25 protein-coding genes are annotated in these 26,624 nt (G+C 55.8%); 16 read left to right on the forward strand and 9 right to left on the reverse strand.

All coding sequences use genetic code 11. From position 1 onward, the window contains the following. Positions 1 to 220: 220 nt before the first annotated feature. The 7 genes from ACSIPU_RS07515 (at position 221) to ACSIPU_RS07545 (ending at position 3,830) form a co-directional block, all read left to right on the forward strand. Positions 221 to 514: a host cell division inhibitory peptide Kil gene (locus ACSIPU_RS07515; RefSeq protein ID WP_435321814.1), complete on the forward strand. Its 294-nt coding sequence runs from the start codon at positions 221 to 223 to the stop codon at positions 512 to 514. A gap of 64 nt (positions 515 to 578) precedes the next feature. Then, the gene (locus ACSIPU_RS07520; RefSeq protein ID WP_142370433.1) at positions 579 to 812 is read left to right on the forward strand and encodes a hypothetical protein; all 234 of its coding nucleotides are present in this window, start codon (positions 579 to 581) and stop codon (positions 810 to 812) included. A 2-nt stretch (positions 813 to 814) separates the two neighbouring features. Continuing rightward, positions 815 to 1,039 carry a hypothetical protein gene (locus ACSIPU_RS07525; protein ID WP_064351932.1) on the forward strand — a complete coding sequence of 75 codons (225 nt, stop codon included), beginning with the start codon at positions 815 to 817 and terminating at the stop codon, positions 1,037 to 1,039. Continuing rightward, entirely contained in the window at positions 1,036 to 1,542 is a 507-nt protein-coding gene (locus ACSIPU_RS07530; RefSeq protein ID WP_435321817.1) for a hypothetical protein, read from the forward strand. Before ACSIPU_RS07525 ends, ACSIPU_RS07530 begins: the two co-directional genes overlap by 4 nt. Positions 1,543 to 1,603: 61 nt before the next feature. After that, entirely contained in the window at positions 1,604 to 1,819 is a 216-nt protein-coding gene (gene xisR, locus ACSIPU_RS07535; protein ID WP_004111685.1) for an excisionase family protein, read from the forward strand. Next, positions 1,819 to 3,105 (forward strand): Arm DNA-binding domain-containing protein, encoded by a 1,287-nt coding sequence (locus ACSIPU_RS07540; protein ID WP_435321819.1) that lies wholly within the window; start codon positions 1,819 to 1,821, stop codon positions 3,103 to 3,105. Before xisR ends, ACSIPU_RS07540 begins: the two co-directional genes overlap by 1 nt. 98 nt (positions 3,106 to 3,203) lie before the next feature. After that, positions 3,204 to 3,830, forward strand: coding sequence for a glutathione S-transferase family protein (locus ACSIPU_RS07545; protein WP_004100548.1), 627 nt, complete (start codon positions 3,204 to 3,206; stop codon positions 3,828 to 3,830). Positions 3,831 to 3,832: 2 nt separating this feature from the next. On the opposite strand, the gene ACSIPU_RS07550 is transcribed toward ACSIPU_RS07545, so the two are convergent. Together ACSIPU_RS07550 and bssR are read right to left on the reverse strand one after the other, a co-directional pair. Beyond that, positions 3,833 to 4,945, reverse strand: coding sequence for a PQQ-dependent sugar dehydrogenase (locus tag ACSIPU_RS07550; RefSeq protein WP_023320627.1), 1,113 nt, complete (start codon positions 4,943 to 4,945; stop codon positions 3,833 to 3,835). A gap of 103 nt (positions 4,946 to 5,048) precedes the next feature. Beyond that, the gene (gene bssR / locus ACSIPU_RS07555) at positions 5,049 to 5,432 is read right to left on the reverse strand and encodes a biofilm formation regulator BssR (protein ID WP_023320626.1); all 384 of its coding nucleotides are present in this window, start codon (positions 5,430 to 5,432) and stop codon (positions 5,049 to 5,051) included. A 380-nt stretch (positions 5,433 to 5,812) separates the two neighbouring features. On the opposite strand from bssR, the gene ACSIPU_RS07560 reads away from it, so the two are divergent. Then, a complete protein-coding gene (locus ACSIPU_RS07560; protein ID WP_162098348.1) occupies positions 5,813 to 7,054 on the forward strand; it encodes an oligosaccharide MFS transporter in 1,242 nt (413 codons plus the stop codon). 34 nt (positions 7,055 to 7,088) lie between these two features. Here the strand turns inward: ACSIPU_RS07560 and ACSIPU_RS07565 are convergent, their stop codons facing one another. After that, entirely contained in the window at positions 7,089 to 7,568 is a 480-nt protein-coding gene (locus tag ACSIPU_RS07565; protein WP_026055890.1) for a hypothetical protein, read from the reverse strand. A gap of 299 nt (positions 7,569 to 7,867) precedes the next feature. Between ACSIPU_RS07565 and rimO the strand changes: the two genes are divergently transcribed. Beyond that, entirely contained in the window at positions 7,868 to 9,193 is a 1,326-nt protein-coding gene (rimO, locus tag ACSIPU_RS07570; RefSeq protein ID WP_004100537.1) for a 30S ribosomal protein S12 methylthiotransferase RimO, read from the forward strand. 125 nt (positions 9,194 to 9,318) lie between these two features. On the opposite strand, the gene gsiD is transcribed toward rimO, so the two are convergent. The 5 genes from gsiD to iaaA are packed head-to-tail and all read right to left on the reverse strand — an operon-like array spanning position 9,319 to position 15,588. Beyond that, complete coding sequence (gsiD, locus tag ACSIPU_RS07575) at positions 9,319 to 10,230, reverse strand: glutathione ABC transporter permease GsiD (RefSeq protein ID WP_064351936.1); 912 nt, start codon at positions 10,228 to 10,230, stop codon at positions 9,319 to 9,321. 1 nt (position 10,231) lies between these two features. Further along, positions 10,232 to 11,152 (reverse strand): glutathione ABC transporter permease GsiC, encoded by a 921-nt coding sequence (gene gsiC / locus ACSIPU_RS07580; RefSeq protein WP_004100533.1) that lies wholly within the window; start codon positions 11,150 to 11,152, stop codon positions 10,232 to 10,234. A gap of 52 nt (positions 11,153 to 11,204) precedes the next feature. Beyond that, on the reverse strand, positions 11,205 to 12,743 hold the full coding sequence (gsiB, locus tag ACSIPU_RS07585; RefSeq protein WP_004100531.1) for a glutathione ABC transporter substrate-binding protein GsiB: 1,539 nt from the start codon (positions 12,741 to 12,743) through the stop codon (positions 11,205 to 11,207). Between the two features lie 37 nt (positions 12,744 to 12,780). After that, positions 12,781 to 14,634, reverse strand: a complete 1,854-nt coding sequence (gene gsiA, locus ACSIPU_RS07590; RefSeq protein ID WP_023320624.1) for a glutathione ABC transporter ATP-binding protein GsiA — start codon at positions 14,632 to 14,634, stop codon at positions 12,781 to 12,783. Positions 14,635 to 14,646: 12 nt separating this feature from the next. Beyond that, on the reverse strand, positions 14,647 to 15,588 hold the full coding sequence (iaaA, locus tag ACSIPU_RS07595; protein WP_023320623.1) for a beta-aspartyl-peptidase: 942 nt from the start codon (positions 15,586 to 15,588) through the stop codon (positions 14,647 to 14,649). A gap of 448 nt (positions 15,589 to 16,036) precedes the next feature. Here iaaA and moeA point away from each other — a divergent pair, with 448 nt between their 5' ends. From moeA to ACSIPU_RS07625, 6 genes are all read left to right on the forward strand, one after another. Continuing rightward, positions 16,037 to 17,272 (forward strand): molybdopterin molybdotransferase MoeA, encoded by a 1,236-nt coding sequence (gene moeA / locus ACSIPU_RS07600; RefSeq protein WP_435321824.1) that lies wholly within the window; start codon positions 16,037 to 16,039, stop codon positions 17,270 to 17,272. After that, a complete protein-coding gene (gene moeB / locus ACSIPU_RS07605) occupies positions 17,272 to 18,027 on the forward strand; it encodes a molybdopterin-synthase adenylyltransferase MoeB (protein WP_004100525.1) in 756 nt (251 codons plus the stop codon). Before moeA ends, moeB begins: the two co-directional genes overlap by 1 nt. 153 nt (positions 18,028 to 18,180) lie before the next feature. Further along, positions 18,181 to 19,080, forward strand: coding sequence for a glycyl-radical enzyme activating protein (locus ACSIPU_RS07610; RefSeq protein ID WP_004111617.1), 900 nt, complete (start codon positions 18,181 to 18,183; stop codon positions 19,078 to 19,080). A 4-nt stretch (positions 19,081 to 19,084) separates the two neighbouring features. Next, positions 19,085 to 21,517 (forward strand): formate C-acetyltransferase/glycerol dehydratase family glycyl radical enzyme, encoded by a 2,433-nt coding sequence (locus tag ACSIPU_RS07615; RefSeq protein WP_049593376.1) that lies wholly within the window; start codon positions 19,085 to 19,087, stop codon positions 21,515 to 21,517. A 209-nt stretch (positions 21,518 to 21,726) separates the two neighbouring features. Next, entirely contained in the window at positions 21,727 to 22,542 is an 816-nt protein-coding gene (locus ACSIPU_RS07620) for a Cof-type HAD-IIB family hydrolase (RefSeq protein WP_016808101.1), read from the forward strand. A gap of 136 nt (positions 22,543 to 22,678) precedes the next feature. Continuing rightward, positions 22,679 to 23,944 carry a DUF1479 domain-containing protein gene (locus ACSIPU_RS07625; protein WP_023320621.1) on the forward strand — a complete coding sequence of 422 codons (1,266 nt, stop codon included), beginning with the start codon at positions 22,679 to 22,681 and terminating at the stop codon, positions 23,942 to 23,944. On the opposite strand, the gene ACSIPU_RS07630 is transcribed toward ACSIPU_RS07625, so the two are convergent. Further along, complete coding sequence (locus tag ACSIPU_RS07630) at positions 23,941 to 25,014, reverse strand: LacI family DNA-binding transcriptional regulator (RefSeq protein ID WP_004100514.1); 1,074 nt, start codon at positions 25,012 to 25,014, stop codon at positions 23,941 to 23,943. The genes ACSIPU_RS07625 and ACSIPU_RS07630 overlap by 4 nt on opposite strands. Positions 25,015 to 25,312: 298 nt before the next feature. Between ACSIPU_RS07630 and ACSIPU_RS07635 the strand changes: the two genes are divergently transcribed. Beyond that, positions 25,313 to 26,614: an MFS transporter gene (locus tag ACSIPU_RS07635; protein ID WP_004100512.1), complete on the forward strand. Its 1,302-nt coding sequence runs from the start codon at positions 25,313 to 25,315 to the stop codon at positions 26,612 to 26,614. The last annotated feature ends 10 nt before the right edge of the window (positions 26,615 to 26,624 follow it).

A 26,624-nucleotide genomic window follows, 5' to 3' on the forward strand; every position in this document is an offset into this window, starting at 1 on the left:
GAGTGGGGTGGAAAAGAAGCTGTCGATACCAGTTGTTAACTGGCTGGTATCACCGGGAGGCACCCGGCACTGCATTGCAAGGTCTGTTAGGTACTCAACACGCATGAGGGAAAGGAGATGAGCAGAAACGGCTTTCGTTCACTGGTAATTGTTCTGGCTATCGGAATGGTTTTCTGGGTCGGGCTGGCTGTAGAAATTCTTTATGTTACGGGGGTGTTCAATGGCTAATTTTCTGCAAAGCAACCCGGTGGTTAAAGCAGCTCAAAGCAAACTCGCTATTGCGCAATTTATTGGTAACAGTGGCATGTGGTCTGATGCCATGGCGTCAATAAAAGATATTCATGAAGCAGCAAAGCACGAAGAAGACCGTATGTTTTGCGGTCGTACGGATGCGCTTTCAGGGCTTCAATTTCGTGATGTCGTTTTAAATTATGACCTGTATGGAGATTTAATTTCCGTCGATGCTGACTTGCTTACAGGTCAATATAAAGTAAATACCGAAGTTTCATTTTAATTATCACCAAAATATTCAATGCCTTAAATGGCAGGTACCCACACACCTAAACAAAGGAATAATTATGGATGCCGAAAAACTCCATTGCTATAGCTGCGGCGGCTCCTTTGCACGCGAAGAGTTGCAATATCGCCCTTCTGGCCGAGGAGCTTATCGCAAAGTGGCTTATTACTGCCCTATCTGTAACGAAAAGGAAAAAAAGAAAGACCAATTAAAGGCTACGCAGTCTTTAGTTCGTAAGTCATTACCTTCAAGGCCTGCAAACTTTCAATTACGACCAGCAGCGTGGAATAAATAATTATGAAAATAGAATTTAACGATAAAGGTGTAATCGCAACCGCTATTATAACCAGCACGGTATTCGAATTCCGCCTACACAACCGCGCCGTTGATACCGCCTTATTCCTGGCTCCTTCCGTTCGGTCTAAACGTAGCGGGTTCTTCATAATGAAAACAGTTATTTCCGGGAAAACATCACATGTGCTTCGTGCGTATAAAGCGCTTAAAGCGGAGGCTTCACGATGAGCTACACAACAGTAATACGAGTTTGGCCAGGCGAAAAATCAGAGACTGCTGAAGAGTTTCGCAATGCATGGGGCAGCGGTCCCGTAATCTGGAACGACATGGCTATCTGTTATCTGAGAACGGCCCCGCATGGTTATATGGCATGTATCGATAAGCTATGGCCTCTGGCCAATCGTGAGGACATTCCTCTTCATCACCGAGCTGTATTAGCAATGACATATGACCGGATGTATATCCTCAAGGAGCATTACTCCCGTGCAGCTGAATACATCCGGCTTTACCTTGCTGATTTCCCTCCAAATGAAGCCACTGTAAACCACTGGCCTTCTATCGCTGAATTATTTGAGGGAAATCCTGACTGTCCGGCAATTGGGCTATGGCTTACCTCGGTCTGTGAGGACCCATTTGCTGGCGAATGGGATGAAGAAGCGGAAGAGTATATGCAGCCAGACTGGTCGAGATACTGGAGTTTGTTTGATCATCTTGATGGATCCAGTATTTGATTTCCAATAATCAACATTAATCCGGGGAACTGATTATAGTTTCCCGGCCATGAGGTTATTTATGGCCGATATTACTCAAGAAGATGAATGGGTGATGGAAAAGGGAATTGTAGCGAAGATGTATATGACTCCCCGGCAAATTAAATCTTACCGGGAGGGGAGATGGATCGAGGGCATTCATTATAAGAAGCACCCACCAGATCCAAAAGCTTCAGAAGGAAGGGTAACGCTTCTCTACAACTACACCAGGATTAATAGGCTTGTCGGGGAAACATAATGAATATGCCTGCTGGCGTAGAGCTGCATGGGAAAGGAATAAGAATTAGCTTTCTATATCGCGGCATACGTTGCCGCGAAGTTTTGCGAGGCTGGACTGTATCAAATAGCAATATAAGAAAGGCTGGCAATCTCCGCGCTTTAATTATGAGTGAGATTCAGCAAGGTAAATTTGACTATGCAGAGCACTTCCCTGAATCAAAGGCGCTTAAAAAATTCACCACGACGCAAAAAATTAAAACATTCGGTGAATTATGCAAAGTTTATCTTGATGCCAAAAAGCTTGAGGTTTCAGCTGCATCATTCAGAGGCGCGGAATCACGGATAGCAACACTTTGCGCTATCGTCGGAAGTAATACGCATATTGCGGATATTCAGCATACCGACCTGTTGAATTACAGGAACGCGCTATTAACTGGTAACACCTTTAGCGATCACGCGCCCTGGCTTAAAAGAAAAGGTCGCGCTGTATCCACCGTCAACGGCCTGATGAACAACCTGACTGCGCTGCTCAAACTGGCGAACCTGAGCGGCTTTATCGAGCATACCCCTCACGAAGGTATAAAGATGCTTAAGCGCTCCAGGAGAGACCCAGATCCACTTCTCCAGAGTGAATTCGAAGGTTTCATAAAAGCGTTATCTCCTCGGTATGCTTTGCTCTGGACTACAGCTATCTTTACTGGCCTTCGGCATGGAGAGCTAACAGCTTTAGCCTGGGAGGATGTGGACCTTGATAAGGGTGAGGTTCACGTCAGGCGTAACCAGACGAATGAGGGCCTGTTTGTGCCACCCAAAACCGAAGCGGGGATCAGAACTGTAACCCTGCTTGAGCCTGCGCTGAACGCCTTACGTGAGCAATTCAAGCTAACTGGCGCATTAAGCAAAACCGAAATCACTTTCCATCACCGCGAACATGGTTTAACTGAACAACAAAAATTGCGGTTCGTGTTTATCCCGCCCAAAAACTGGCGCGGGGAAACGAAGTATTATGGCTCTCAGTCTCTGGGGTATAGTTGGGAGGCGGGACTAAAGAAGGCGGGAATTAGGAGCAGACGCCCTTACCAGTCGCGCCACACGTTCGCATGCTGGCTTTTAACTGCCGGAGCTAACCCTTCTTTCATCGCCGGGCAGATGGGCCACGAGAACGCGAAGATGGTTTATGAGATTTACTCAAAGTGGATCGGAGAGATGGACCGCAACCAGGTGGAAATGTTGAATAACAGTTTTTCTGACGTTGTGTCCCAAGGGTGCCCCAAACGCAAGGTAGTAGGCATAAAAAACGTTTAGTTTCAGTAGAATAAAATCACTTGCCGGAATATTAACTTTATTCCAACATGAATGCTCACTACGCCGCAATGGCGGCGAAATAAAAAGCAGGAGCGGATATGATTACGCTGTGGGGCAGAAATAACTCAACCAATGTGAAGAAAGTGCGCTGGGTGCTGGAAGAACTCGACCTCCCGTATCAGCAAATTCTGGCAGGCCTGGAGTTCGGTCTGAATCACGATCCGGCCTATCTGGCCATGAACCCCAACGGTCTGGTACCGCTATTGAAAGATGCAACGACCGATGTCGTGCTCTGGGAATCAAACACCATTATCCGCTATCTGGCCGCGCAGTATGGTCAGAATCGCCTGTGGGTGGAGTCGCCAGCCGAGCGCGCCCAGGGAGAAAAATGGATGGACTGGGCCAACGGTTCGCTCTCGCCTGCCCATCGACCCGTTTTAATGGGCCTGGTCAGAACGCCGGTAGAAAAACGCGATCCTGCCGCCATTGAAGCCGGTATTGCCGCCTGCGAGACGCTGTTCGCTATTCTGGACGACGAGCTGTCGCGCCATCAGTGGCTGTCGGGCGATGCCTTCGGCCTCGGCGATATCGCCGTCGCGCCGTTCGTCTACAACCTGCTGGAAACGGTAAAAACCTGGCAGCCGCGCCCGCATCTGCAGCGCTGGTACCAGCAGATCGGCGAACGTCAGGCCTGGCGCAACGTGGTGATGATCCCGGTCACCTGATTTTAACCCGCCGGACTCACCTTCAGCAGCTCACCGTTGGATTCGTCGGTTAACACATACAAATAACCATCGGGTCCAACGCGTACGTCGCGAATGCGTCTACCGCGATCGGTCAGAATGCGCTCCTGCTCCGTGACTTTATTGCCATCAACCTTGAGCACAATGAGCGATTCATCCTTCAGCGCGCCGATAAACAGCCTGTGTTGCCACTGCGGAAAAACCTGCGCGTTGTAAAACGCCATACCGCTCACCGCCGGCGACTTCTCCCAGACAAATAGCGGCGCTTCGGTGCCTTCCGCCTTTTTGCCTTTGGCTTCCGGGATCGGCAGGCCGCTGTAGTTAATGCCGTGCGTCGCCAGCGGCCAGCCGTAGTTTTTACCTTTTTGCACGATATTGATCTCATCCCCGCCGCGCGGCCCGTGCTCATGTAACCACAGCGTATCGCTCCACGGGTTTATCGCCAATCCCTGAGGGTTACGAATTCCGTAAGACCAGATTTCAGGCCTGACGCCAGACTGGCCGACAAAAGGATTATCGGCCGGGACCTTGCCATCAGCCGTTAGCCGCACCACTTTTCCCTGCAGCTTATCGAGATCCTGAGCGGTTGAACGCTGGTTATTCTCTCCGAGACCGATAAACAGATGACCACGACCGTCGAACGCCAGCCGTCCGCCAAAATGATTGCCGGTCGAGAGCTTCGGCTGCTGGCGGAACACCACCTGGAAGTTTTCCAGACGCTGGAGATCCTCGCTCAATCGGCCATAGCCCACCGCGGTCCCGGCTTTATCCTCATCCCCGCCCTCGGCATAGCTCAGCCAGACCCGGCGCGACTGGGCAAAGTCCGGTGCCAGCGCCACGTCCAGCAAACCGCCCTGCCCGTTAGCCCAGACCTGCGGTACGCCCGGGATCGCCGACGAGAGGCCTTTGTCGCGCTGCCAGAGCTTGAGTTCGCCGCCGCGCAGGGTAATCAAAATACCGCGATCGTCCGGCAGGAAGGCCAGCGCCCACGGGTGTTCGAGCTGGTTCTGCAACACCTCCACGCGCTCCCGGGCGGCAAGGACGGCAGTGGGTAACAACAGCGTGGTAAGCGCTATCAGGGTGACGGTCTGGTGCATGGCATACTCCTTTTGTCAGCAATGCTGATAAGGGTAGCCAGCGTGGGGAAGCGGGAAGGGATTTTTACATAACATTAATCAGGGGGAGCAGGCTCCCCCTGTCTCAGGCGTGGGTAATGGGGGCAAAATCATTCAATTTCTGAATGTTTAGCCGCAATACCGCCAGGCAGCTTTCCAGTTTATCTACGTTGACCGCAATGTAGGACGGGCAATCATGATGTCCGCTTAGCAGGCATACCGCCGCGGAAGCGACGGCTTCGCCCGCAAGGCGCAGGGCTTCCTTTTCCTCCGGCGCAACGGCGTGCTGCAGGCGCGGCGCGTATTCACGCATTTCATGGCACAGTTCAAACAAGTTATCACGTAGATGGTCGTTTTCGCTGACTGACATATAGCCTTTTGCTTTACGCAACTGTAAATAAGCATCAAGATCAATGGAGGCATTAATCAGTTTATTCATCAGGTTACGATACAGTCTGTCAACGTTCATCTCAGTTCCTCCTCTATCGTCCTTCACCATAATTATAATATGGTTATTTTTTGTACAAAACGCTGTGTGAGATCAATAATTCTCAGGTCATTAACATTATTTACAATGTTACAACTAAGATTATAATCCTCGCCTGCTCAACCTGCGCCCCTCAAGAAAAAATGTTATACGCTCTCAATCAAGATCAATTCTTTTTCATGTGATGGAAAATTATTTTTTTGCTGCAATGATCACAAATTAGCGCCATTCACATTGCCTGAAAATGTCACCGGGTGTCATATCACCTCACAAATATGTAATACGTATAACAAAACAGGTCGCAGCAGGTTGCTCTATCTTGCTTGTAACCTTTGACGCTATCGCTTGAAGGAACAGAAATGATTAATCCCGGCAGAAGAAACTATATCTTGTTGAGTCTTTTCGACTTCCTCTACCTCTTCGCCTGGTCCTCGACCATGGCATTCTTTGTTATCTGGACGACCCAGCATCTCGGGATTAGCGCCACGAAAACCGGCCTGCTCTACTCGGTTAACGCCTTTATTGCCCTGCTGATGCAGCCCTTCTTTGGCTTTATTTCCGATAAATTCGGCCTGAAAAAACGACTCATCTGGTTTCTCGTCGCCATGCTGCTACCGGTGGGTCCGTTCTTTATTTATTTATATGCACCGCTGCTGGTGCACAGCTTCTGGCTGGGCGCGCTGCTCGGCGGGGTATACCTGGGGATTATTTTTAACTCCGGCTGCGGGGTGATCGATTCGTATATCGATAAAATTTCGCGGCGCTACCAGTTCGAATATGGCCGCGTAAGGATGTGGGGATCGTTAGGCTGGGCCGCCGCGGCGTGGATCGTCGGTAAGTATATCGACAGCAATCCGAACCTTGCTTTCTGGCTGGCCAGCATCGCCATTGTGATTGCCGCGATCTGTTTTATGCTGACCAAAATCGAACTGAGCGAAGCGGAGATGCAGAAAACCAGCGCCCTGAAAGTTTCCCATGCCCTGGAGCTGGCGAAGAACGGGCAGTTCTGGATGCTGCTGGTCTTCACCCTTTTCGTCACGCAAATCTACGATACCTACGATCAGCAGTTTGCCCAGTACTTTTCCCTGCAGTTCCCGACGCCCGAGGAGGGGAATCGCTGGTACGGAATTCTGGCCTCCATTCAGGTGTGCGGGGAGACGCTGTTTTTATGCCTGATGCCGTGGTTTGTAAACCGCACCGGCGCGAAGTGGGCGCTGATCATCGCCGGACTGATCATGTCGGTCCGTATCGTAGGCTCCGCGATCCCGCTGGGTCCGGTGTGGATCGGCGCAGTCAAAATGATGCATGCGCTGGAAAAACCGCTGATCCTGGTGTCGGTATTTAAATTCATTGCCGCCAACTTCGACAACAAGCTGTCATCGACGGTTTACCTGCTGGTGCTGTTTGTCGCCTCCATCGCCACCGCCGTTTACTCGCCGCTGGCGGGGTATTTGTATGACACTATCGGCTTCGCGCAGACGTATTATATCCTGGGCGGTGTTGCCGGGGTATTTACGTTAATTTCGGTATTTACGCTTCGCGATAATAGAGAACCGACCGCGCCGGGGTCTGCGCCAGGCGCTGGCGTTGCGCAAAGCCATTAATCATCAATTCGCCCGGAAGCAGCTTTCGGGCGAATCAACGAAAACTCCACTGCACGCTCACCACAAATATCGCCGGGATAATAATCCCGGTTTCTACGCCGAAATAAGGGGTAAAATTGTACTGCAGGCCATGATAAATATAGGGAGAGAAACCGACGCCGGTCAGTTTCTTCGCCGTTCGATAGGTACCTGAATCGCCGCAATCGCTAAAAGCTTTAAAGAAGAACTCCCCGGTGTAGGCATAGACGCCCTTAAACGTCCAGCCATTTGTCCCCGCATACCAGTCTCTCCTTGCCCCCAGAGAGAGGCAGCGATCGTCAAAACTATTTTTCATGGTCCCGACTAACAGGCTGTACTTCGAATCTGCCGACAGCTTGCGCTCAACGGAAAAAAATTGATTATTGAATTTTTCGTTATATTGGCCGTGATTGCCGGTCATATGATAGACAAATGAACCGGTATTCACTGAATATAACGCCAGCTCGTCGGCATAAACTGGCGCTGTGCCAATCATTACCAGCGCGCACGCTGAACCACCCAACTTTTTAAACATCGGAAACCTGATAAAAAATGAAAATCCATAGCAGTGACTATTTTACTGTCTCTGGCTTAAACCTGATTTAAACCACCCTGCGCTGGCTCCGGCGGCAAAAGATGAATAACGGCGTTATTTTTCTCAACAATACGGATAATCAACGCCGTAAAAAGAGATGCTGCTGTCTGCGGGCTAACAAGAAAAGGAGTATAAACTTTCCGCCGATCTCTGTAGAATCCCTGCCCTGACCATCCCAATAATTGAACACTTTTTAAGCTATGAGCAATGTCACCCCTCAGCCGAAGATCGGCTTTGTCTCTCTGGGCTGCCCGAAAAATCTCGTGGACTCAGAACGTATCCTGACTGAACTGCGTACCGAAGGGTATGATGTGGTTCCCTCCTACGATAACGCTGATATGGTTATCGTTAACACCTGCGGCTTTATCGATAGCGCCGTGCAGGAGTCGCTGGAAGCGATTGGCGAAGCGTTGAAAGAAAACGGCAAAGTGATCGTCACCGGCTGCCTGGGCGCAAAAGAAGATCAGATCCGCGAAGTGCATCCGAAGGTGCTGGAAATTACCGGCCCGCACAGCTATGAACAGGTGCTGGAGCACGTCCACCACTACGCGCCGAAGCCTAAACATAACCCGTTCCTGAGCCTGGTGCCGGAACAGGGCGTGAAGCTGACGCCGCGTCATTACGCTTACTTAAAAATTTCTGAAGGCTGCAACCATCGCTGCACCTTCTGCATCATCCCGTCCATGCGCGGCGATCTCGTCAGCCGTCCGATTGGTGAAGTGCTGGCAGAAGCCAAACGCCTGGCCGACGCGGGGGTAAAAGAGCTGCTGGTGATTTCTCAGGACACCTCCGCCTACGGCGTCGATGTTAAACATCGCAGCGGCTTCCACAACGGTATGCCGGTTAAAACCAGCATGGTTAGCCTGTGCGAAGAACTGGCTAAGCTTGGCATCTGGGTGCGCCTGCACTACGTCTATCCCTATCCGCACGTTGATGATGTGATCCCGCTGATGGCGGAAGGCAAAATTCTGCCCTACCTCGATATCCCGCTGCAGCACGCCAGCCCGCGCATTCTCAAGATGATGAAGCGTCCCGGCTCCGCCGACCGTCAGCTGGCGCGTATCAAGCAGTGGCGCGAAGTCTGCCCGGAACTCACCCTGCGCTCGACCTTTATCGTCGGCTTCCCGGGCGAGACGGAAGAAGATTTCCAGATGCTGCTGGACTTCCTGAAGGAAGCCCGCCTCGACCGAGTCGGCTGCTTCAAGTACAGCCCGGTGGAAGGCGCGACCGCCAACGAACTGGCGGATCAGGTACCGGAAGACGTTAAAGAAGAGCGCTGGAACCGCTTTATGCAGCTTCAGCAGCAGATCTCCGCCGAGCGTCTGCAGGAGAAAGTCGGCCGCGAAATTATGGTGCTGATCGACGAAGTCGATGAAGAAGGAGCCATTGGCCGCAGCATGGCCGATGCGCCAGAAATCGACGGCGCGGTGTACCTCAACGGCGAAAGTAAAGTCAAACCGGGCGACGTTGTGCGAGTGAAAGTCGAACACGCCGACGAATACGATCTGTGGGGCAGCCGGGTTTAATTCCGCCCGCCAACCTGTCCCGGATAGCGGCGCTCATGCGCCCTATCCGGGCGACAAAACCGCACAGGATTAGCGTGCGATGTGCTTTCCCGGACACCTGTCCGGGCTGCACAATCCTCGAACGCCTAACCTTTTATCTTCGGATCCAGCGCATCGCGCAGGCCATCACCCAGCAGGTTAAACGCCAGCACCGTCAGAAAAATGGCAATTGCCGGGAACAGCGCCACGTGCGGCGCCATCACCATATCCGCCCGCGCCTCGTTCAGCATTGCCCCCCACTCCGGCGTCGGCGGCTGCGCGCCAAGGCCCAGAAATGACAGGCTGGCGGCAGAGATAATCGACACTCCGATGCGCATCGTAAAGTAGACCACAATCGATGATACCGTTCCGGGCAAAATGTGGTTAAACAGAATGTTAGCGTCGCTGGCGCCAATGCTGCGCGCCGACTCGATAAAAGTCTGCTGCTTAAGCACCAGCGTATTGCCGCGCACCAGACGCGCAAATGCCGGGATCGAAAAGATCGCCACCGCGATGATGACGTTCGACATTCCGCTGCCCATCACCGCCACGACGGCAATCGCCAGAAGAATGCCAGGGAAAGCAAACAGCACATCGCAGATGCGCATAATGATGCGATCCCACCAGCCTTCGTAATACCCGGCCAGTAGCCCAAGTACGGTGCCGATAGCCGCGCCGATCAATACCGCCAGTACCCCGGCGGCCAGCGAAATCTGCGCGCCGACCAGCACCCGGCTAAAAATATCGCGCCCCAGCGAATCAACGCCGAACCAGTGCATCATCGACGGGCCATCGTTGAGCCGATCGTAGTCAAAATAGTTTTCCGCATTGAACGGCGCGATCCACGGCGCCACGATCGCCACCGCAATCAGCAGCAGCACAAATATCCCCGCGCCCATCGCCACCGGCTGGCCGCGAAACCGCCGCCAGAACTCGTGCCACGGGGTACGTATCTGCCCGGGTTTAACCCCCGGCATCGCGTTGATAACCGCTTGTCTTCTCCAGTTGAGCAATCGCACCTTACTTATACCTGATAGCCGGATTAATGGCGGCATACAGTACGTCCACCACTAAATTAATAAGAATAAACTCCAGCGAAAACAGGAGCACTTCCGCCTGAATCACCGGGTAATCGCGCATCTCCACCGAGTCCACCAGCAGACGTCCGAGACCAGGCCAGTTAAAGACCTTTTCCACCACGATTGAACCGCCGAGCAAAAAGCCGAACTGTAGCCCCATCATAGTGACGACCGGGATCATCGCGTTGCGCAGGCCGTGCTTGAGCACCACCAGCGTTTCGCTGACGCCTTTCGCCCGCGCGGTGCGCATATAGTCTTCATGCAGAACATCGACGAACGAGGCGCGGGTAAAACGCGCCATCACCGCCGCCACCGCCGCGCCCAGGGTGAGCGAAGGCAGAATATAGTGCCGCCAGCTGTCGGCGCCCACCGTTGGCAGCCAGCCCAGTTCAACGGAAAAGATCTGCATCAAAAGCATACCGAGCGCAAAGGCCGGGAACGAGATGCCGGTGACCGCCAGCGCCATGCCTATACGATCCGGCCAGCGATTGCGCCACACGGCCGCCACGATCCCTGCCGCCATCCCGAAGATGACCGCCCAGCCCATACTGGCAATCGTCAGCCAGAAAGTGGGCATAAAACGGCTGGCGATTTCGCTGCTCACCGGGCGGCGGGAAGCCATCGAGGTGCCAAAGTCGCCCTGCAAAATGTTGCTGATATAGTGCCAGAACTGCACGTGCAGCGGGCGATCGAGCCCAAGCTGCTGGCGCACCATTCCCACCACCTGGGCATCGGCTTCCGGCCCGGCAATCAGCCGAGCCGGATCCCCGGGCAGCATATGCACGAACAGAAACACCAGCACCGCTACAATCAGCAGCGTGGGGATCAGCCCCAGCAGGCGTTTAATCACATAATTGAGCATGCTTCTCCTTGCGCAAATTCCCCGCAGCCTGCGCCCGGGGACCCACAACTCTCTACTTAAGATCCGCCTGTTCAAAGCTAAATCCGGTATCCGGCTGGATGTAGAACCCGGTCAGATTTTTACTGTGCGCCGAGACCAGCTTTTCTACGACCAGCGGCACCCACGGCGACTCTTTCCAGATAGTATCCTGCGCGTCTTTATACAGCCGCGTTTTTTCCTGCGCATCGGTGGTTTTCAGCGCGTCATTGAGATCTTTATCGACCTGCGGATTGCTGTAGAAAGCCGTATTAAACAGGGTCGGCGGCCAGTTTTGCGACGCAAACAGCGGCGAAAGCGCCCAGTCGGCTTCCCCGGTCGACGCCGTCCAGCCGGTGTAGAACATGCGTACGCCGCTCTCTTTCTGTCCCTTACCTTCAACTTCCGCCGCGCGCTGGCCCGCATCCATCGCCGTCAGCTGCGCCTTAATGCCCACCTGCGCCAGCTGCTGCTGGGTAAACTGCAGTACTTTCTGCGCCGTGCTGTGGTTGTGCGATGACCATAGCGTCGTGGTAAAGCCATTCGGATAACCCGCCTCTTTCAGCAGCTCACGAGCTTTAGCCGGATCGTACGGCCAGGCGCTGTAGCTTTCAGCATAGGCGATAGACGGCGGCACCACGCCGGTCGCCGGTGTGGCGTAGCCGGCAAAAGCGACTTTTACCAGCGCCTGACGGTTGATAGCGTAGTTAATCGCTTCGCGCACTTTGGGATTATCGAACGGCTTCTGCGTCACGTTCATGCTGATATAGCGCTGCATAATTGACGGGCTGGCCACCAGCTCTAGCTTGCTGTTTTTCTCCAGCAGCGGCGCTTGCTCGTAGGGGATCGGGAATGCAAACTGCGCTTCGCCGGTCTGCAGCATCGCCGCGCGGGTATTATTATCCACGACCGGGCGCCAGGTGATGGAGTCCAGCTTCGGCAGCCCTGGCTGCCAGTAACCGGCGAATTTTTTCACTTTCACAAAATCGGTCTGGTTCCAGGTATCGAGCTGATAAGGCCCGGTGCCAACCGGATGGAAGCCAATCTCTTTACCATATTTCTTCAGCGCCGCCGGAGAAATCATCGCCGTCGCCGGATGGGCCAGAATATTAATGAACGCCGAGAAAGGCTGTTTGAGGGTAATTTTCACCGTGGTCGGGTCTACCGCTTCGGTGCTGGCGATATTTTTATACAGGTTATAACGCTTGAGATGGTTTTCCGGGTTGCTGGCGCGATCGAGGTTCGCCTTAACCGCTTCGGCATTAAACTCGGTACCGTCCTGGAACTTCACCCCCGGATGTAGCTTAATGGTATACACCAGGCCGTCCGGGGAAACGGTATAGCTTTCCGCCAGCACGTTCTGTAGCTTCATCTCTTTATCGAGGCCGAACAGCCCTTGATAGAAGGACTTGGCGACGGCCTGCGACAGCGTGTCGTTAGCATCATACGGGTCGAGGGTCGTAAAATTAGAACCGACCGCCACCACCACATCTTTTGCGGCCAGAGCCGGAGCGGCTGTCAGCGCCGAGGCGACGCCCAGCGCCAACAGCCATTTGCCTGATACGCGTTGAGTCATGTTGTTCTCCTGAAATGCTGCATTATTGGTGTCGTTGTTAGCGCGCCAGCACGTCGGCGGCGGACTCTCTGGCGACAAAGTGCCCCGGCCCCACCTGCTGTAACGGTGTACTGATCCCCTCTTCGCCCCGCTTGAAGATGTTACCCGGCAGCTCGTCGGAGAGCAGCACGCGCTGCGGACGGCGATGCGCAGGGTCAGCCACCGGAACGGCGGCCATCAGTTTACGGGTATAGGGGTGCTGCGGGTTTTCAAACACGGCGCGGCGCGGGCCAATCTCGACAATACGCCCGCGATACATCACCGCCACGCGGTGGCTGATGCGCTCAACCACCGCCATGTCATGGGAGATAAACAGAAATGCGATGCCCATCTCACGCTGTAGATCGAGCATCAGATTGATAATTTGCGCGCGAATCGACACGTCCAGCGCCGATACCGACTCATCGGCAATCACCACTTTCGGATTGAGCGCCAGCGCGCGGGCAATACAGATGCGCTGCCGCTGGCCGCCGGAAAACTCGTGCGGGTAGCGCCACGCATGTTCCGGCTCCAGCCCGACGCGTTCCAGTAGCCAGCTGACCCGTTCACGGGCGGCATCGCCCTCCAGCAGCCGATGCACCCGCAGCGGCTCCATAATCGAATAGCCCACCGTTTGCCGTGGGTCGAGGGAAGCGTACGGGTCCTGAAAAATAAACTGAATATCGCGGCGCAGCGCCTGAAGCTTACTGCCCGTTAGCATATCAATTCGCTGGCCGTTGAAGATAATGCTGCCACCCTGGGTCTCTACCAGCCGCAGCAGCGCCCGGCCGGTCGTCGATTTACCGCACCCGGACTCGCCCACCAGGCTCAGGGTTTCGCCGGGCCATAAATCAAAGCTGACCTTTTCGACCGCATGCACCTCACGGGTTACGCGGTTGAGAATTCCGCTACGCAGCGGGAAGCGCGCCACCAGATCGCGAACTTTAAGGATCGGTTCTCCGGCCACAACGGTGTTCTGCCCCTCCGACGACGGGCTCTGGTTTAACAGCGGGAAGCGACGCGGCAGCGAAGTGCCGCGCATCGCGCCCAGCCGCGGCACCGCGGCCAGCAGCGCCTGGGTATACGGGTGCTTCGGCGCGCGAAAAATCTCTTCCACGCTGCCGGTTTCCACCGCTTCGCCGCGATACATCACCAGCACGCGGTCGGCGATATCGGCGACCACCCCCATATCGTGGGTAATAAAGATAACGCCCATCGCCATCTCTTTTTGCAGGACGGCAATCAGCTGTAAGATCTGCGCCTGGATAGTGACGTCCAGCGCGGTCGTCGGTTCATCGGCAATCAGCACCGCCGGACGACAGGAGAGCGCCATGGCGATCATCACCCGCTGACGCATCCCGCCGGAAAGCTGGTGCGGATAGCGTGAGAGCATGGCTTCCGCTTCCGGAATGCGCACCTGATCGAGCATTTTTTTCGCTTCGCGCAGGGCCTCATCATGCTTCAGGCCCTGATGTAAGCGGATAGATTCGGCAATCTGCTCGCCGATGGTGAAGACCGGATTGAGCGAGGTCATCGGCTCCTGGAAGATCATCGCCATATCCGCGCCGCGCACGCCGCGCATTTCAGCGTCAGACTGTTCGCTCAGCTCAATCACCTGCCGACTGCGACGGCGCAGAAGTAGCGCATCGCTGCGCACTTCGCTGACCGCCCGATCGAGCAGGCGCATCAGGGCCAGCGAAGTCACCGATTTTCCCGAGCCCGACTCGCCGACAATCGCCAGCGTTTCGCCGCGCCGCAGGGTAAACGACAGGTCGCGGACGGCGGAAAAAGCCTGCTGTTGCTGATTAAACACGACATTCAGGCCGCGCACCTGCAGAACATCATCGGCATCGATTTCTTGACTATGCGGCAACGCCCTTTCCTCTTATTCGCGATAAATACCAATCGTGGGCGTATCGCCCGCATAACACCAGGCACGGTACATGCCTTCGCTGTTAAACGGCAGCGCCACGTTGCCTTCTCTGTCGATGGCGATCAGGCCGCCGCTACCGCCCAGCGCCGGAAGCTTCTCCATCACTACCCTTTCGCAGGCCTCCTGCAGGCTGAGCTGGCTATACTCCATCAGCGCCGAAATATCGTAGGCCGCCAGGGTCCGCATAAACACTTCCCCGGTACCGGTACAGGACACGGCGACGCTGGCGTTATTGGCGTAGCAGCCCGCTCCCGGCAGCGGGCTGTCGCCGACGCGTCCCGGTAGCTTATTGGTCATCCCGCCGGTTGAGGTCGCCGCCGCGAGGTTGCCCGTCAGATCCATGGCTACCGCGCCGACGGTCCCCATTTTGTGCCGCTCATCCAGCGGCGCGGCGTGGTGATCGAGCACGATATCGTCGCCTTCCTGCGCCTGACGCAGCTGCAGTAAACGCTCAGGGGTAGAAAACAGGCTGTTATCGACGCGCGCCATACCGCGGGAAGCGGCAAACGCTTCCGCCCCTTCGCCAATCAGCAGCACGTGCGGACTTTGCTCCAGCACCAGCCGCGCCGCCAGCACCGGATTGCGTAAATGCTGAACGCCGGCCACGGCTCCCGCCTGTAGGCTGTAACCATCCATGACGCAGGCATCGAGTTCATGGCGACTATCGCGGGTAAACACGGAGCCAATACCAGCATTAAATAGCGGGCACTCTTCCAGCAGCCGAACTGCTTCGGTTACCGTATCCAGCGCGCTGGCCCCGGCCGCCAGCATTTTTTGTCCACTATCGACAATCGCCGACAGCGCTGCCACGTACTCCCGCTCGCGCTCCGGCGTCATCTGCGCGCGGCTAATCGCCCCGGCTCCGCCGTGAATTGCTATAACCGCCTTCCCCATCGCGCCATTCCTTAACGATAAAGTGTATAAATATCATTATCGTGCTGACTGTCCTATACAATTTTTGAATATAGAAAGAGCGGAGGGTGATGTAAAGCTTGTACCCAGGTGGGTTATAGCCCGTCTCTCTTTTCTGCCATATACCCGTCATACTTCAAGTTGCATGTGCGTTGGCTTCGTTACTCGGCTCATCCATGAGCCTCGCCCTGACGGGCCGCCGTTACACGGCGTTCAAATCTGTTCCGTACAGATTTGTCGCTCACCCCAGTCACTTACTGAAGTAAGCTCCCGGGGATGTAATGAGGGACATCCTTGTCCCTCACCAGAGGCAGCCTTCAGCTGTTCAAATTCGTTCCCGACGAATTTGTCCCTACGTCGCCGCCTGCCTGCAACGCGAATTATTTAAGGTATAATAGGCGTTTTCGATGTTTGCCCGCAGGAGAAACCCATGGATTTTACCGCCGGACTGATGCCGCTCGACACAGCCCTGACCCAGATGCTCAATCGTATTACGCCGCTGAATGCGACGGAAACCGTACCGCTGTTGCAGGCCTTTTCGCGCGTGACCGCCCATGATCTCGTTTCACCGCTCAACGTGCCCGGTTTTGATAACTCGGCAATGGACGGCTATGCGGTACGCCTGGCGGATCTCACCGACGGCGCAGCGCTGCCGGTCACCGGCAAGGCCTTCGCCGGTCAACCTTTTAGCGGTGACTGGCCGGCGGGCACCTGTATCCGCATTATGACCGGCGCTCCGGTGCCGGAAGGCTGCGACGCGGTGGTGATGCAGGAGCAGACGGAACAAACCGATGGGGGCATCCGCTTCCTCGCGCCGGTGAAAAGCGGACAGAATATCCGTCGTCTCGGCGAAGATATCGCCCACGGTGCGGTCGTTTTCCCTGCCGGTACCCGCCTGACCGTTGCCGAGCTGCCGGTTCTGGCCTCGCTGGGGATTGCCGACGTCGAGGTGATACGCAAAGTGCGCGTGGCGGTTTTCTCTACTGGCGATGAACTCCAGCTGCCGGGCCAGCCCCTCGCCGACGGGCAAATTTACGATACTAATCGCCTGGCGGTACACCTGATGCTGCAGGAGCTGGGCTGCGAGGTCATTAACCTCGGCATTATTCCCGACGATCCGGCTAAGCTGCGGGAAGTCTTTATCGAGGCCGATCGACAGGCAGACGTGGTGATTAGCTCCGGCGGCGTCTCCGTCGGCGAAGCAGACTACACCAAAGCGATTCTCGAAGAACTGGGTGAAATCGGCTTCTGGAAGCTGGCGATTAAACCGGGTAAACCTTTCGCTTTCGGCAAGCTCAACCACAGCTGGTTTTGCGGTCTGCCGGGTAACCCGGTTTCCGCAACTCTAACCTTTTACCAGCTGGTCCAGCCGCTGCTGGCGAAGCTCTCCGGCAACGGTGGGCAGGCTCAGCCGATGCGTCTGCGCGTGCGCGCCGCAACCCATCTGAAAAAATCGCCCGGACGACTCGATTTTCAACGCGGCGTGCTGCAGCGCGGTCCGGACGGCGAACTGACGGTTAACAGCACCGGTCACCAGGGATCGCATATCTTCAGCTCATTCAGCCTCGGCAACTGTTTTATCGTGCTGGAGCGCGAGCGCGGCAACGTGGAAGCGGGCGAATGGGTGGACGTTGAGCCCTTTAATCATCTGTTCGGAGGGCTGTAATGAGCGTGGAGCTGAGCGATGCGGAGATGCTGCGCTATAACCGGCAGATTATTCTGCGCGATTTCGATTTTGACGGTCAGGAGCAGCTGAAAGCCTCCCGCGTGCTGGTTGTCGGCCTCGGCGGGCTGGGCTGCGCCGCCGCGCAGTATCTGGCGGCGGCAGGCGTCGGCCTGCTTACCCTGCTCGATTTCGACACCGTTTCGCTCTCCAACCTTCAGCGCCAGACTCTGCACAGTGACGCCACCATCGGCCAGCCGAAGGTCGACTCCGCCCGCGCCGCACTGGCGCGGATTAATCCCCACGTTCAGCTCACGGCGCTCAACGCGCGGCTGGAAGACGAGGCGCTGGCGGCGCAAATCGCCGCCCACGATCTGGTGCTCGACTGTACCGACAACGTCGCGATCCGTAACCAGCTCAACGCCGGATGTTTTCGTCATAAAACACCGCTGGTCTCCGGCGCGGCAATTCGCATGGAAGGGCAAATCAGCGTTTTTACCTGGCAGGAAGATGAACCCTGCTACCGCTGCCTGAGCCGTCTGTTTGGCGAAAACGCCCTCACCTGCGTAGAAGCCGGGGTGATGGCGCCGCTGGTCGGCACCATTGGTTCGCTACAGGCGATGGAAGCGATAAAGTTGCTGACTCGCTACGGCAGCCCGGCGACGGGAAAAATCGTCATGTACGACGCCATGCGCTGCCAGTTCCGCGAAATGAAATTGATGCGTAACCCTCAGTGTGAGGTGTGTGGCACGCCTTAGCCCTTTTCCGGCGACTGCCGTCGCCGGATGATTTGTGACCCGCAGTGGCTTTTTAGCCTCCATTTTCCTCCCTCCTTCTGCTTGTTGATTTATATCAATACAACTTTCATTCGAAAGTAATTTAATCTTCATATGCAAACAAGAGGGTGAATCATGATCTTCAACATTCAGCGTTACTCAACCCATGACGGCCCGGGGATCCGCACTGTCGTATTCCTCAAAGGCTGTTCGCTGGGCTGCCGCTGGTGCCAGAACCCGGAAAGCCGCGCCCGCACGGCGGATTTGCTGTATGACGCCCGCCTTTGCCTGGACGGCTGCGACCTCTGCCAGCAGGCTGCGCCGGAAGTGATTACCCGTAAGCTGGACGGTCTGATTATCCATCGCGAAAAGCTCACCGATGCGCATATCGGCAAATTGCGCGACTGCTGCCCGACGACGGCGTTAACGGTGTGCGGCGAAGAGAAAAGCGTCGAAGAGATTATGGCCACGGTGCTGCGCGACAAACCGTTTTACGACCGCAGCGGCGGCGGCGTCACGCTTTCCGGCGGCGAGCCGTTTATGAATCCCGAGCTGGCCCGACAGCTGTTTGAGGCCAGCCACCGCGCCGGGATCCACACCGCGGTCGAAACCTGCCTGCACGTGCCGTGGAAATACGTCGAACCCGCTTTGCCGTTTATCGATCTGTTTCTCGCCGATCTCAAGCACGTCAACGAAGCGATTTTCCAGCAGTGGACGGACGGCAGCGCCCGTCGGGTACTGGATAACCTGCAGCGCGTCGCGCAGGCCGGAAAGAAAATCATCATTCGCGTACCGCTGATCCAGGGCTTTAACGCCAACGAAAGCGATATCGCCGCCATTACCGATTTTGCCGCTGACCGTTTAAAGGTTGGCGAGATCCACTTTCTGCCTTACCACACGTTAGGCATGAATAAATACCAATTACTCAGTCAGCCCTATACCGCTCCGGATAAACCGCTTGCTGCACCCGAGCTGCTCGCCTTCGCGCAGCACTATGCTCAGAGCAAAGGTTTAACGGCGACTCTACGAGGATAACCTTATGACAACGTTGAAACTGGATACTCTGAGCCCGCGCATACAGGCGCATAAAATGGCGCTGGTGCATATCGTCAAGCCGCCGGTCTGTACCGAACGCGCCCTGCACTATACCCAAGCCTATCAGCAGCATCTGGATAAGCCGATCCCGGTACGCCGCGCGCTGGCGCTGGCCCACCACCTGGCGGAACGCACAATCTGGATCAAGCACGATGAACTGATCGTCGGCAACCAGGCCAGCGAAGTTCGCGCGGCGCCAATCTTCCCGGAATACACCGTTAGCTGGATCGAAAAAGAGATCGACGACCTCGCCGATCGCCCCGGCGCCGGTTTTGCCGTTAGCGAAGAAAACAAACGCGTGCTGCACGAAGTGTGTCCGTGGTGGCGCGGTCAAACGGTACAGGACCGCTGCTACGGCATGTTCACCGATGAGCAAAAAGCGCTGCTGGCCACCGGCATTATCAAAGCGGAAGGCAATATGACCTCCGGCGATGCTCACCTTGCAGTCAACTATCCGCTGCTGCTGGAAAAAGGCCTCGACGGCATGCGCGCGAAAGTCGCCGAGCGCCGTTCGCGCATTAACCTGACCGTACTGGAAGATCTGCACGGCGAGCAGTTCCTGAAAGCCATTGATATCGTGCTGGAAGCGGTGAGCGAACACTGTAAGCGCTATGCCGGGCTGGCGCGCAGCATGGCCGCGACGGAGAGCCGTGAATCCCGCCGCGACGAGCTGCTGGCGATTGCCGAAAACTGCGACATCATCGCCCATGAGCCGCCGAAAACCTTCTGGCAGGCGCTGCAGCTGTGCTATTTCATCCAGCTGATTCTGCAGATCGAGTCCAACGGTCACTCGGTCTCTTTCGGCCGTATGGACCAGTATCTCTACCCTTACTACCGCCGTGACGTTGAGCTGGCACACTCTCTGGATCGCGAACACGCCATTGAGCTACTGCACTGCTGCTGGCTTAAACTGCTGGAGGTGAACAAAATTCGCTCCGGCTCGCACTCCAAGGCTTCCGCCGGGAGCCCGCTGTATCAGAACGTCACCATCGGCGGCCAGAATCTGGTGGACGGTAAAGCGCAGGATGCGGTGAACCCGCTCTCCTACGCCATCCTGGAATCCTGCGGTCGGCTGCGTTCGACTCAGCCTAACCTCAGCGTGCGCTATCACGCGGGCATGAGCAACGACTTCCTCGACGCCTGCGTGCAGGTGATCCGCTGCGGCTTCGGCATGCCGGCGTTCAACAACGATGAAATCGTCATCCCGGAATTTATCAAGCTGGGGATCGAGCCGCAGGATGCCTACGACTATGCCGCTATCGGCTGCATTGAAACCGCCGTCGGCGGTAAATGGGGCTATCGCTGCACCGGGATGAGCTTTATCAACTTCGCCCGCGTCATGCTGGCAACCCTGGAAGGCGGCCGCGACGCCACCAGCGGCCAGGTTTTCCTGCCGCAGGAACATGCGCTGTCAAAAGGCAACTTCGACAACTTTGAACAGATCCTGGCCGACTGGGATACGCAGATCCGCTACTACACGCGCAAATCTATCGAGATTGAGTACGTGGTCGATACCATGCTGGAAGAGAACGTGCACGATATCCTCTGCTCGGCGCTGGTCGATGACTGCATTGAGCGTGCGAAGAGCATCAAGCAGGGCGGCGCGAAATATGACTGGGTATCCGGTCTGCAGGTCGGTATCGCTAACCTCGGCAACAGCCTGGCGGCGGTGAAGAAACTGGTGTTCGACCAGGGCGTCATTGGTCAACAAGAGCTGGCCAAAGCGCTGGCTGAAGACTTCGAAGGCCTGACCCACGAGCAGCTGCGCCAGCGCTTAATCAACGGCGCGCCGAAATACGGTAACGATGAAGATAGCGTCGATATTTTGCTGGCTCGCGCCTACCAGACCTATATTGATGAGCTGAAGCTGTATCATAACCCGCGCTATGGCCGCGGCCCGATCGGCGGTAACTACTACGCCGGCACCTCGTCCATCTCCGCCAACGTGCCGTTTGGCGCTCAAACGATGGCGACGCCGGATGGCCGTAAAGCGCACTCGCCGCTGGCGGAAGGGGCAAGTCCGGCTTCGGGTACCGACCACCTGGGGCCGACCGCCGTGATCAGCTCGGTAGGAAAACTGCCAACCGGCTCAATTCTTGGCGGCGTACTGCTTAACCAGAAGCTGAACCCGGCTACGCTGGAGAATGAGTCGGATAAGCAGAAACTGATGGTGCTGCTGCGCACCTTCTTCGAGGTGCACAAAGGCTGGCATATTCAGTACAACATCGTGTCGCGCGAAACGCTGCTGGAAGCGAAGAAACATCCTGACCAGTATCGTGATTTAGTGGTCCGCGTGGCCGGATACTCGGCGTTCTTTACCGCCCTGTCGCCGGATGCTCAGGACGATATTATCGCCCGTACCGAGCATACGCTGTAAGCCACATCCCCCGGCTTGCGCTGCGCTTAGCCGGGCTACAGGTTCGAAGCCGTTTGCGGGCCGGTAGTCCGGGTAAGGCGTTTACGCCGCAACCCGGGGTTTTATGCTGCACAAGGGTGAACACAAACTTTCATTCGAAATAAATTTGTGCTCCCCATCACATTGTAATTAGAATGTTACTGGTCGAAGTTAAGCCAGGAGCATGTGTTATGACCGTTAAAGTTATCGTCACCGATATGGACGGAACTTTTCTCAATGACGCCAAGCAGTACGATCGCTCGCGTTTTCTTGCGCAGTTCGCGCAACTCCAGCAGCAGGGTATTGAATTTGTGGTCGCCAGCGGCAACCAGTACTATCAGCTGATCTCTTTTTTCCCGGAAATCCGCGACCAAATTTCCTTTGTTGCCGAGAACGGCGCGCTGGTTTTCGAACACGGTCAACAGCTGTTCCACGGTGAACTTACCCGCCATGAATCCCAGGTGGTGATTGGCGAACTGCTCAAAGACCCGCAGCTCAACTTTGTCGCCTGCGGCCTCGAGAGCGCTTACGTCAGCGATCGCGCGCCCGACGCCTTTGTCGCGCTGATGTCAAAGCACTACCATCGTCTGCAGCGTATTGGCAGCTACCATGACATCGACGATAAGCTGTTTAAGTTTTCCCTTAACCTGCCGGATAGCGAAATTCCGCAGCTTATCGACAAACTGCACGTCTCGCTGGACGGCATTATGAAGCCGGTCACCAGCGGTTTTGGCTTCGTCGATTTGATCATCCCCGGCCTGCATAAAGCCAACGGTATCAGCCGCTTGCTTAAGCGCTGGAACATTTCGCCGCAGGCGTGCGTAGCCATCGGCGACAGCGCGAACGACACGGAAATGCTGAAGCTGGTGAGATACTCTTTCGCAATGGCCAATGCCGCCGAAAGCATTAAAGCGGTATCGCGTTATGCTACCGATGACAACAACCACGACGGCGCGCTGAAGGTGATTCAGGCCGTCCTCGACCACGCCACCCCGTTCGACGAGTAACGCCTCTCCGGGGCTTACCGCCCCGATTTTCCATTTTGTGCATCTCCGCATAATTTTAAACTTGCATTAACTTAATTTTAACTTAAATTATCGTATGTAAGATTTAATACTTTCGAATGAAAGATGAGAGGTCATTATGGCTATTACCTGTACCTGTGAAACTTTACCTGCCGACCCAAAAGCGGCCATCCGCCAGATTAAGCAAGAGCTGCGGGCGCAAATTGGCGACGTGCAGGCGGTGTTCGATCGTCTGACGGCGCGAATCGCTGCGCGTGTGGAAGAGATTGATGCCCTTAAAACCAGCGGACAGGACGTCTGGCCGACGATCCCGTTCGCCGATATTGCCCGGGATCGGGTTACGCAAGCCCAGCGCGAGCTCATCAAGCGTCGCGGCTGCGTGGTGATCAAGAGCCATTTTCCCCGCGAACAGGCGCTGGGATGGGATAACTCGATGCTCGCGTATCTGGACCGCAACCATTTCGATGAGGTCTACAAAGGCCCCGGCGATACTTTTTTCGGTTCACTGGAAGCGTCGCGCCCGGAAATCTATCCGATTTACTGGTCCCAGGCGCAGATGCAGGCGCGCCAGAGCGATGAAATGGCCGCCGCACAGTCATTTCTTAACCGCTTGTGGACGTTTAACCACGACGGCAAGCAGTGGTTTAACCCGGATATCAGCGTTATTTACCCGGACCGCATTCGCCGCCGCCCGCCGGGAACCACCTCGAAAGGTCTGGGCGCGCATACCGATTCCGGCGCCCTGGAACGTTGGCTGCTACCGGCCTATCAGAAAGTGTTTGCCGACGTGTTTAACGGCAATGTTGATGCTTACGACCCGTGGGACGCGGCGCACCGTACTGACGTCGAAGAGTACACGGTCGACAATACCACCAAATGCTCGGTATTCCGTACCTTCCAGGGCTGGACCGCGCTCTCCGATATGATCCCCGATCAGGGCCTGCTGCACGTCGTGCCGATCCCGGAAGCTATGGCTTACGTACTGCTGCGTCCGCTGCTCGACGATGTGCCGGAGGATGAACTGTGCGGCGTCGCGCCGGGCAAGGTATTGCCGATTTCGGAAAAATGGCACCCGCTGCTGATCAAAGCCTTAAGTTCTATTCCGGCGCTCAATGCGGGCGATTCGGTATGGTGGCACTGCGACGTCATCCACTCAGTCGCGCCGGTGGAAAATCAGCAAGGCTGGGGCAACGTCATGTATATTCCCGCCGCGCCGATGTGTGAGAAAAACCTCGCCTACGCGCAGAAGGTTAAAGCCGCGCTGGCGCGCGGCGCTTCGCCGGGAGATTTCCCGCGTGAAGATTATGAAACCGACTGGGAAGGCCGCTTCACGCTGGAGGATTTAAATGTCCACGGCAAGCGGGCGCTGGGGATGGCGGATTAATCGTCGTATAACCCCTTAGGCTCAACGGCGGTGCGGCGGTTACCGGCACGTATCCGCCGCACCGAATCACGTACCGCCAGCGTACCATGCAATAATAGTGAGCCGTGCGGCGCATCGGGACGAATCAGCCTCTGCTGCAACAAATGTACTGCTTCAACGCCTAATTCATCGCGCGGGACGTGGACAGCGGTTAACGGCACATCCTGAATCGCCGCCAGGTTAAAGCCGTCGATACTCATGATAGAAATATCCTGCGGCACGCGTAATCCGCGCTTCTGCAGAGCAGCGATCGTCCCTGCCGCCATAAAATCACCGCCTACCAGAAACGCCGTTGGCAGCGGGCCATCACCGCGCTGATCCAGCCACTCGCCCACTTTTGTCTCAGTATCCCGGGCGCTGAAATTGGCGACGTCGATTAAATCCATGCTATCGACGAAGCGCAGATTCCGCGCACGCCACGCCTGCTTAATCCCCAGTAAACGCAGTTCCATGGTATAGCGGCGCAGGCACATCACGTTCATGATCGCCTGGTGCCCCATCTCAAACAGATAGCGGGCGGCGAATTGACCGATCAGTCGATGATCCGGCGCGACGGAAGGGAGGCGCATTCCGGCGTCGTGGCAGTTAATCATCACGCAGGGTTTAGCCAGGTCCGCCGCCAGATCGTGAATATGCGGATCGTCGATTCCCAGTAAGATGGCGGCCTGGGTCGATGTTTCATGCATACGCTGCAAAAACAAATTGGCATCGCTGTCATTCTCCTCCAGCGCGCAGTAGCGCAGATGCACCTCATGGGGCACCAACGCCGAATTGATGCTCTGAATAACGCGATAGTAGTAAATATCTGTACGCTCATCGAACGCCCGCTGAGGGGCAAAGACCACCAGATTATTGAGCAGCATTCTCCCGGCGGCGATACCGTCCATGACGCCCAGCTCGCGAGCGCACTCCAGAACCCTCTGGCGGGCTCTGGCGCTGGTATTCGCTTTCCCTGCCAGCACTCGCGATACCGTACTGACAGAGAGCCCCGTGCGGCCCGCTATTTCGCTCACTTTTAGCTTTTTATCCATTTTGTGATCGCGCTCTAATTTGCTGATGAAAAAATATTCATATTCAGAATATGAATATTTTTAAGGGAATTGCCCGCTTCTTACTGCGATCGCGATCGGCTCATGAAAAAATTTGCAGAATTGCCGCTAGGGTCCACCTCTTTTCTCCCTTAGCCTGAATTGGTCCACCACAAATCAAATAAGTCAACCAATCGTGGCGGAACAGCAGCATTATCGAACAACGAAACAGAAAATTTTAGCGACCACTCAGGAATCAGGCTGGTCAATTTTCCCTACTACATGTCTCGTGGAGAGTTCTATGAGCCAAGGTCTCAATAATGATATGGCGGTGAGTAAATCAGGCCGCATAGTAAAAAATCTGCGCTGGTGGATACTGGTGCTGTTTTTGCTGGGCGTGACCGTGAACTACATTACGCGCAACTCGCTGGGGATTATCGCCCCGGAATTAAAAACCTCGTTGGGTATTACCACCGAACAGTATTCATGGATAGTCGGCGCATTTCAGCTGGCCTATACCATTTTCCAGCCGCTCTGCGGCTGGCTCATCGACGTAATCGGCCTCAAGCTCGGCTTTATGATTTGCGCCACGCTGTGGGCCGTCGCCTGCATTGCCCATGCCGGTGCGGGAAGCTGGCTGCACCTGGCGATCCTGCGCTTTTTTATGGGCGGCGCTGAGGCTGCGGCGACGCCAGCCAACGCCAAAACGCTGGGTGAGTGGTTTCCAAAATCCGAGCGGCCGATAGCGGCTGGCTGGGCTGGCGTCGGTTTCTCGGTCGGCGCCATGCTGGCGCCGCCGATTATCTACTTTGCGCACGCCTCGTTCGGCTGGCAGGGCGCATTCATGTTCACCGGCGCGCTGGCGCTCTTGTGGGTCGTGCTGTGGTGGGCGTTTTATCATAATCCGGAGAAGCACCCTAACCTCGGGAAAGCTGAGCTGGCGCTGATCCAGCAGGATAATGAAGCACCGCCGGTCAAACTGCCCTTCTTTACCGCGCTGAAAACCGTATCAAAAAACAAGCGCTTCTACGGTATCGCCATTCCGGCCTTTATGGCGGAACCCGCCTGGGCGGTGCTGAGCTTCTGGGTACCGCTCTATCTGGCAAAAGAGCACGGAATGGATTTAAAGCAAATCGCTATGTTCGCCTGGCTACCGTTTCTGGCGGCCGACCTCGGCAGCGTCGCCAGCGGCTATCTGACCAAACTGTATACCCGCTGGTTCGGCTGTTCACGGGTGAACTCGGTGGTCGCCAGCTCCGTGACCGGCGCCTTCCTGATGATTTCGCTCGCCACCGTGGCGATCACCCGCGATCCCTATATCACCATCGTACTGATTTCAATAGGCGGCTTCGGTCACCAGATTATCTCCTGCATGCTCAGCGCGCTGGTGGTGGAGTCGTTCGATAAAGGACAGATGGCGACCGTGAACGGCATGCGCGGATCCGCCGCGTGGATCGCCAGCTTTCTGTTCTCACTGTTAATTGGGGTCACCGCCGACAAAATCGGCTTCAACCCGCTGTTTATCGCCATGGGGTTCTTTGACCTGATTGGCGCGGTATTCCTGGTGGCATTTATTGCTGAACGTCGCGCAAAACGCGCCTGAGAGTGGATGT

The sequence above is a fragment of the Klebsiella sp. HN106 genome, from assembly GCF_051209435.1.
Lineage (GTDB): Bacteria > Pseudomonadota > Gammaproteobacteria > Enterobacterales > Enterobacteriaceae > Klebsiella > Klebsiella oxytoca.

What these genes read in the sequence shown, in the direction of transcription:
- ACSIPU_RS07515 (WP_435321814.1), top strand. Translation starts at nt 221, where the DNA reads ATGGCTAATTTTCTGCAAAGCAACCCGGTGGTTAAAGCAGCTCAAAGC.
- ACSIPU_RS07520 (WP_142370433.1), top strand. Translation starts at nt 579, where the DNA reads ATGGATGCCGAAAAACTCCATTGCTATAGCTGCGGCGGCTCCTTTGCA.
- ACSIPU_RS07525 (WP_064351932.1), top strand. Translation starts at nt 815, where the DNA reads ATGAAAATAGAATTTAACGATAAAGGTGTAATCGCAACCGCTATTATA.
- ACSIPU_RS07530 (WP_435321817.1), top strand. Translation starts at nt 1,036, where the DNA reads ATGAGCTACACAACAGTAATACGAGTTTGGCCAGGCGAAAAATCAGAG.
- xisR (WP_004111685.1), top strand. Translation starts at nt 1,604, where the DNA reads ATGGCCGATATTACTCAAGAAGATGAATGGGTGATGGAAAAGGGAATT.
- ACSIPU_RS07540 (WP_435321819.1), top strand. Translation starts at nt 1,819, where the DNA reads ATGAATATGCCTGCTGGCGTAGAGCTGCATGGGAAAGGAATAAGAATT.
- ACSIPU_RS07545 (WP_004100548.1), top strand. Translation starts at nt 3,204, where the DNA reads ATGATTACGCTGTGGGGCAGAAATAACTCAACCAATGTGAAGAAAGTG.
- ACSIPU_RS07550 (WP_023320627.1), bottom strand. Translation starts at nt 4,945, where the DNA reads ATGCACCAGACCGTCACCCTGATAGCGCTTACCACGCTGTTGTTACCC.
- bssR (WP_023320626.1), bottom strand. Translation starts at nt 5,432, where the DNA reads ATGAACGTTGACAGACTGTATCGTAACCTGATGAATAAACTGATTAAT.
- ACSIPU_RS07565 (WP_026055890.1), bottom strand. Translation starts at nt 7,568, where the DNA reads ATGATTGGCACAGCGCCAGTTTATGCCGACGAGCTGGCGTTATATTCA.
- rimO (WP_004100537.1), top strand. Translation starts at nt 7,868, where the DNA reads ATGAGCAATGTCACCCCTCAGCCGAAGATCGGCTTTGTCTCTCTGGGC.
- gsiC (WP_004100533.1), bottom strand. Translation starts at nt 11,152, where the DNA reads ATGCTCAATTATGTGATTAAACGCCTGCTGGGGCTGATCCCCACGCTG.
- gsiB (WP_004100531.1), bottom strand. Translation starts at nt 12,743, where the DNA reads ATGACTCAACGCGTATCAGGCAAATGGCTGTTGGCGCTGGGCGTCGCC.
- iaaA (WP_023320623.1), bottom strand. Translation starts at nt 15,588, where the DNA reads ATGGGGAAGGCGGTTATAGCAATTCACGGCGGAGCCGGGGCGATTAGC.
- moeA (WP_435321824.1), top strand. Translation starts at nt 16,037, where the DNA reads ATGGATTTTACCGCCGGACTGATGCCGCTCGACACAGCCCTGACCCAG.
- moeB (WP_004100525.1), top strand. Translation starts at nt 17,272, where the DNA reads ATGAGCGTGGAGCTGAGCGATGCGGAGATGCTGCGCTATAACCGGCAG.
- ACSIPU_RS07610 (WP_004111617.1), top strand. Translation starts at nt 18,181, where the DNA reads ATGATCTTCAACATTCAGCGTTACTCAACCCATGACGGCCCGGGGATC.
- ACSIPU_RS07615 (WP_049593376.1), top strand. Translation starts at nt 19,085, where the DNA reads ATGACAACGTTGAAACTGGATACTCTGAGCCCGCGCATACAGGCGCAT.
- ACSIPU_RS07620 (WP_016808101.1), top strand. Translation starts at nt 21,727, where the DNA reads ATGACCGTTAAAGTTATCGTCACCGATATGGACGGAACTTTTCTCAAT.
- ACSIPU_RS07625 (WP_023320621.1), top strand. Translation starts at nt 22,679, where the DNA reads ATGGCTATTACCTGTACCTGTGAAACTTTACCTGCCGACCCAAAAGCG.
- ACSIPU_RS07630 (WP_004100514.1), bottom strand. Translation starts at nt 25,014, where the DNA reads ATGGATAAAAAGCTAAAAGTGAGCGAAATAGCGGGCCGCACGGGGCTC.
- ACSIPU_RS07635 (WP_004100512.1), top strand. Translation starts at nt 25,313, where the DNA reads ATGAGCCAAGGTCTCAATAATGATATGGCGGTGAGTAAATCAGGCCGC.